General features: G+C 71.6%; 2 protein-coding genes and 2 pseudogenes. 1 reads left to right on the top strand and 3 read right to left on the bottom strand.

From position 1 onward, the window contains the following. Nucleotides 1-42: 42 nt before the first annotated feature. Entirely contained in the window at nt 43-1,311 is a 1,269-nt protein-coding gene (locus tag MET2598_RS0135335; RefSeq protein WP_018264060.1) for an IS256 family transposase, read from the top strand. A 25-nt stretch (nt 1,312-1,336) separates the two neighbouring features. Here MET2598_RS0135335 and MET2598_RS0135330 read toward each other — a convergent pair whose 3' ends face one another. The 3 genes and pseudogenes from MET2598_RS0135330 to MET2598_RS37985 all read right to left on the bottom strand — a co-directional run. Then, complete coding sequence (locus MET2598_RS0135330) at nt 1,337-3,724, bottom strand: DEAD/DEAH box helicase (protein ID WP_018264059.1); 2,388 nt, start codon at nt 3,722-3,724, stop codon at nt 1,337-1,339. Nucleotides 3,725-3,956: 232 nt separating this feature from the next. Next, nucleotides 3,957-4,043, bottom strand: a pseudogene (locus MET2598_RS43285) (hypothetical protein); the annotation flags it as partial. A gap of 210 nt (nt 4,044-4,253) precedes the next feature. Beyond that, nucleotides 4,254-4,372: pseudogene (locus MET2598_RS37985) on the bottom strand (IS5/IS1182 family transposase); the annotation flags it as partial.

The following is a 4,372-nucleotide window of genomic DNA, read 5'->3' as shown; positions in this document are numbered from 1 at the left end:
TGTCGAAGCCTGCCAGAACCTCTCAGCGAGAGCGATACGCCTATGACCACTCCTACCAACGTCGTGCGGCTTCGTCAGCCCGAGGAGATCGACGATCCCCTGACCGAGGTGCTGCGAGCGGGCGCCCGCCGCCTGCTCGCCCAGGCGGTCGAGATCGAGGCCGAGGTCTTCCTCACCGCCATGCAGGACCTGCGGCTGCCGGACGGACGCGCCCGCCTGGTGCGCCACGGGCACGGTCCGGAACGCGCGATCCAGACCGGCATCGGCCCGGTGCCGGTGGCCCGCGTGCGCATCCGCGATCGCGGCGCGAGCAGCCCCGCGGAGCGGATCCGGTTCTCCTCGAGCCTCCTGCCGAAGTGGGCGCGGCGCACGCGCAGCCTGGATGCCCTGCTGCCGGTCCTCTACCTGCGCGGGATCTCGACCGGCGACTTCCAGGAGGCGCTCGCGGCCCTTCTGGGTCAGGACGCTCCCAACCTCTCGCCGGCCGTCATCGCCCGGCTGACCGCGAGTTGGGCCGACGAGTACGCCCGCTGGCAGGCCCGCGATCTCTCGGCGCGCCGCTACGTGTACGTCTGGGCCGACGGCGTCTACCTGCAGGCGCGGATGGAGGAACAGGCCGAGTGCATGCTCGTGCTGATCGGCGCCACGCCCGAGGGCAGGAAGGAGGTGGTGGGCTTCCAGGTCGGGGTGCGGGAGAGTGCCCAGAGCTGGCGCGAGCTGCTGGTGGATGTGAAGCGGCGGGGGCTCAGCCTCGCGCCCGAGATCGCGGTGGGTGACGGAGCGCTGGGTTTCTGGACGGCCCTCGACGAGGTCTTCCCCGGCACGCGTCATCAGCGTTGCTGGCTGCACAAGACGGCCAATGTCTTGAACAAGGTGCCGAAATCCGTTCAGCGAACGATGAAAGCCGATTTGCGCGAGATCCACAGCGCGCCCACCCGAGCCAAGGCCGAGGTCGCACTTGAAGTCTTCGTCGCGAAGTATGGAGCCAAATACGCCCGAGCGGTGGAGTGTCTGACGAAGGATCGCGACGCCCTGCTGGCCTTCTACGCCATGCCCGCTGAGCACTGGGATCATCTTCGGACCACGAACCCGATCGAGAGTGTGTTCGCCACGGTCCGGCACCGCACGGTGCGGACCAAGGGGGCACTCTCGCCCACGACCGCCAAGTTGATGGTGTTCAAGCTGGTGATGGCCGCCTCCCGCACCTGGCGGCGGCTGAAGGGCGAGAACCAGTTGCCGAAGGTGGTGGCGGGTGTCACCTTCCGAGATGGGACCGAGGTCACTGCGAACCCAGATCACCGCGCCGCCTGACCGCCTCCGTCACCCAGTTTCCTGCTTAGCTCTTCGGCGCCTCATCGAGTTTGAGCAGGCGCGGATCGCAGCACACTTGGCGCAGCTTGAGCAGCGCGTCGAGGATGACGATGCGGCTTCGCGCAAAGCCCTTCTCCGCGATGGCCGCCCGAACCCGCGCGTGCATCGCGAGACGGATCGACTCGTAGAGGTCACGCTGCGCCCCTGCGAGATCGATGCGCTCAACGATCTCGCTCTTGGGTGGCAGGTCGCGGGCGACCTCCTCCTTGGTCCGCCGCAGCAGGAAGGGCTTGAGGCGCCGGGCGAGCAGCCGGCTCCGCTCGCGGTCGCCCTGCTTCTCGATCGGTGTGCGCCAGACCCGGGTGAAGTGCCTGCGATCCCCGAGGAGGCCCGGGCAGGCGAAGGACACCAGCGACCACAGCTCCGCGAGGTTGTTCTCCACCGGCGTGCCGGTGAGGCAGAAGCGGTGGCGCGCCCGGATCCCATGCAGCAGCCGCGTCGTCCGCGCATCCGGGTTCTTGATCGCCTGCGCCTCGTCGAGGAGGAGGATGTGCCAGTCCTGCGTCCTCAGCACCTCGTGGTCACGGGGGATCAGTGGGTAGGTGGTGAGCACGAGGTCGTGGTCGGACGCGGCGCCGAACTGCTCCTTGCGCTCTAGCCCGTGCAGGGTGAGGACGCGCAGGCTCGGGGCGAAGCGCTCCGCCTCGCGCCGCCAGTTGCCCATCAGGCTCGTCGGCGCGACCACGAGGACGGGTCGGTCCAGGCGCCCCTCCGCCTTCTCGAGGGCTATCATCGCCAGCGCCTGGACGGTTTTCCCGAGGCCCATATCGTCCGCGAGGATGCCGCCGAGGCCGGCCTCGCGCAGGAAGGCGAGCCAGGCGAGGCCCCGGCTCTGGTAGGGGCGCAGGGTCGCCCGGAAAGCAGGGGGCGGCTCGACCGGAGGGATGCCGCCGCTCGCCGTGAGCCGCCGGCCCATGGCGCGGATCGCCTCGCCGCCACGCCAGACCACACCCTCGCCGCCCGCCTCTTCCAGGGCCGCGAGGCTCGCCGCGTCGGCGGCTGACAGGCGAAGCCGCCCCTCGTCCTCGTCGCCGCGACCGATCAGCAGTTCGTGGATCGCCGCCACGATCCCTTGCAGCCGCCCCGGCGGCAGGGCCAGGACGCGCCCGTCCGGAAGCGGCAGCGTCAGCGGGACCTCGCCCACGCGGGTGAGGGCGGCGAGGTCGAGGTCCGGCCGACGCAGCAGCGCGAGGATCGGTCCGACGAGGTCGATCCGCTCCCCATCCACCTCGACACCGAGGTCGAGTTCGAGCCAGTCGATGCCGGACCCCTCACGGATCTCGGCCGCGAGGGCGCCGTCCGCCCGTACGAGCCGGAGGGGGAAGTCGGGCGCGGTCTCGACCTCCCAGCCCTCCGCCCGCAGGCGGGGCAGGAGGCCGTACTGCAGGTCGGCCCAGGCCGCCTCGCCCTTCTCCGGCACGAAGTCGCGGGCGTGCTCGGGATCGTACGGGTATCGCTCGCGGGCCGGGACAACGCCCTCGGCGAGCAGGCGCTTGACCATGTCGCGCTCGGCGGCGGGATCACGCACCACCTCGTAGAGCCGCTCGTCGCTGAGCCGGGGCACCACCGCCCGTCCCTCGCCGAGCCTCGTCCGCACCGGCCCGTAACGGAAGTCGAGCCGCGCGAGGCCCACCGGCTCGACCTGGACGAGGGAGTAGGCGCCGTAGACCGCGGGTGCGGGCTTCCTCACGAGGCCGCGGATCAGCCGCAGCACCGGGATCGGCGCGGTGACGAGGCGCTCCGCCACCGGCTCCGGTGGCCGGTAGGCCGCGAGCTCCGGTGCCCTCCGCGCCAGGACCGCGTTGAGGGCCGGGACCGCCTCCGCCGGGACTGGCGGTGCCGCGAGCAGCGTGCCGGCGATCCCGGGCGTGAGCCCGGTCTCGATCGGCCCGACGAGGCCGGCCGCGAGATCGACGTAGACGGGCGGTGCCGCCGTCAGCACCTCCCCTGGTCCATCGAGGTCGAGCCAGGGCCGCAGCGCGTCGTCCTGGCCCTGCCAGGTGATCCGCCCCGTGCGCGGCGGACCCGGCGCGAGGAGCGGTCCGTTCACGTCCTGCCAGCGGGCGCGGCCGGTGGCGAGCACCGCGGCCAGAACTTCGGCCCCGCTGTCGTGGCTGAGGTCGTACGCGTAGAACCGGCCGTGCGAGAGCGAGTGCCGCTGCAGACCCGCGAGGATGCGCAGGATGCGCGTGTCGGATGGGCGCAGGAACCGGGCCGGGCCGTCCGCGCCCGCATAGCTGGGCGCGTAGGGCCGCCCGCTGTCGGAGAAGGTCCCGTCCTTGCGCAGCCGCGTCGAGATCGTCTGCAGGCCGAGACGCGGCAGCCCGGGGTCGACCACCAGGGAACCGAGCACGTAGACCAGCCGCTGGGTGATCGTCCCGGGGTAATCCTCGTCGGCCGTGAGCCGCGCCCGGTCGAGGCCGGTCGAGCCACTGCGTGAGCGCCGGCGGCAGCCCGTCGGGGCTCGGCAGCGGTGCCCCGAACACCGGCGGGGGTGGCGCGACGAGGCGCGCCAGACGCTGCTCGGTTGGATCGGCCGGCTCGATCGCGGCACTGTCGAGGAGCGAGAGCAGGACCGCCGCCACGTGCTTGCAGTTGAAGCCGACCGGGCAGGAGCAGCCGCCCTCGATCTCCCTCCGTCGCGCGCGCGCCCTCACGGCGATGACCTGCATGTAAGGATCGCGTGCGCTGCCGCTGACCTCGGCGTCGATGACGTCGCCGTTGACCTCCACGAGCACGACGCGGCCGTTGCGCAGGTAGTCCCGTCCGTTCCGGACCGCGCGCGGCCCGCAAGCGGCGAGGATGTCGGCTTCGGTGTAGTGCACGGATCTGTCCGGCCGCTCCGTCAGGAGAGCTGCCCCGACCCTAGGGTCAGGACTCAATCAGCACCAGAACGCGATCACGGCGGCCAGGGCGAGAGCGGAGGCGTAGTTGCGGGCCAGCTTGTCGTAGCGGGTGGCGATCCGGCGGAAGTCCTTGAGACGGCAGAAGGCGGCCTCGA

This window comes from Methylobacterium sp. WSM2598, from assembly GCF_000379105.1.
GTDB lineage: Bacteria > Pseudomonadota > Alphaproteobacteria > Rhizobiales > Beijerinckiaceae > Methylobacterium.
The sequence above is the reverse complement of the archived record's forward strand: the minus strand, read 5'-3'. Positions and strand labels throughout refer to the sequence as shown.